Raw genomic sequence first — 1,567 nt, 5'->3', positions numbered from 1 at the left:
CAGATTGTGCACCTCCACCCCGGGCCAGGCCGCGTGCACCCGGGCCACCAGAGCAGACGGCAGCGCCTCACCCGAGCACACCACCCGCCGCAACGACGGCACCGCCAGATCCGGCACTTCCATGACCGCGTCCAGCATCGACGGCACGAAGTGCGCCATCGACACGTTCTCCCGTCGCATCAGGTGGAGCAGCGCGGCCGTGTCGCGATGCGCCCCGGGCGGCGCCACCACCAGCCCGGCGCCCTCCATCAGCGGCCAGAACAGCTCCCACACCGACACATCGAAGGTGAACGGCGTCTTGTGCACCACCCGATCACCAGCCGTCAGCGGGAAGGCCTCACCCATCCAGCCCAGCCGGTTGGCGATCGCCTCGTGCGAGACCAAAACCCCCTTCGGCCGCCCCGTCGAACCGGAGGTGTAGATCAGATACGCCGGAGCACTCGGCGGGATCCGGACCTCCAGCGGGGCCGGTTCCCCTGACGCGGCCGGGCTCACCGTCACCCCGGGGAAGCGCTCCGGCTCCTCGGTGATCACGATGCGGGCCCCGGCGTCGCCCACCATGAACGCCAGCCGCTCATCGGGATGATCCGGCTCCAACGGCAGATACGCGCCACCGGCCGCCATCACCGCATGCACCGCGACGATCAGATCAGCGCCCCGCGGCAGGCACACCCCCACCACATCACCCAGCCGCACCCCCCGCTCACGCAACACCGCCGCCAGCCCGCGCACCCGCGCCCCGAACTCGCCGTACGTCAGCCACGAGCCGTCCCACACCGCAGGAGCCTCCGGCGAGGCGGCCACCCGCCGCGCCACCGCATCCGGCACCGCCGTGAACGCCCCCGCCGCACCCGTCGCGTTCCACCCCTCCACCGCCGCCACATCAGCGGCCGGGAGGGGCAGCTCGGAGACGGGCAGGTCGGGATCGGCGACGGCGGCGGACAGGAGGGCGGCGAAGTGCCCGGCCAGCCGCGAAACCGTACCGGCGTCGAAGAGATCGGTGCGGTACTCGAAGATCCCGCCGAGCCGGCCGGGGAAGCGCTGGACGTACAGCGACAGGTCGAACTTGGCGGTGGTCGTGCCCGAACTCACCCACTCGGCGTCCAGCTCGCCGACGCGGAGCTCGGACCGCTCCGCGTCCTCCAGGCTGAACAGCACCTGGACCAGCGGCGTGCTGCCGAGGTCGCGACGCGGCTGCAGGTCCTCCACGAGCGCCTCGAAGGGCACCTCGGAGTTGGCGAACGCCTCCAGCACGGTGGTCCTGGCCCGGCCGACCAGCTCCCGGAAGGTGGGGTCGCCGGAGCAGTCGGTGCGCAGCACGAGGGTGTTGAGGAAGAAGCCGATCAGCGGCTCCAGCTCCGGCCGGGGCCGCTCGGCGGCGGGGGTGCCGACCACGATGTCCCGCTGCCCGGTGTGGCGGGCGAGCAGGACGGCGAAGGCGGCCAGGAGCGTCATGAAGAGCGAGGCGTTCTCGTCCGCGCCGAGCCGCCGGAGGCGTTCGGAGACCTCCGGAGAGATCATGAACGGGACGTTGCCCCCGTCGTGCCCCCTGCGGGCGGGGCGCGGA

At 72.5% G+C, this 1,567-nt stretch carries 1 protein-coding gene; it reads right to left on the bottom strand.

All coding sequences use genetic code 11. The annotated features are described in order from the left end of the window. The coding region (locus tag Plo01_RS39735) for a non-ribosomal peptide synthetase (protein ID WP_203895980.1) at positions 1–1,567 on the bottom strand (1,567 nt) is incomplete at both ends.

Source organism: Planobispora longispora, from assembly GCF_016863135.1.
Taxonomy (GTDB): Bacteria; Actinomycetota; Actinomycetes; order Streptosporangiales; family Streptosporangiaceae; genus Planobispora; species Planobispora longispora.
The sequence above is the reverse complement of the archived record's forward strand: the minus strand, read 5'-3'. Positions and strand labels throughout refer to the sequence as shown.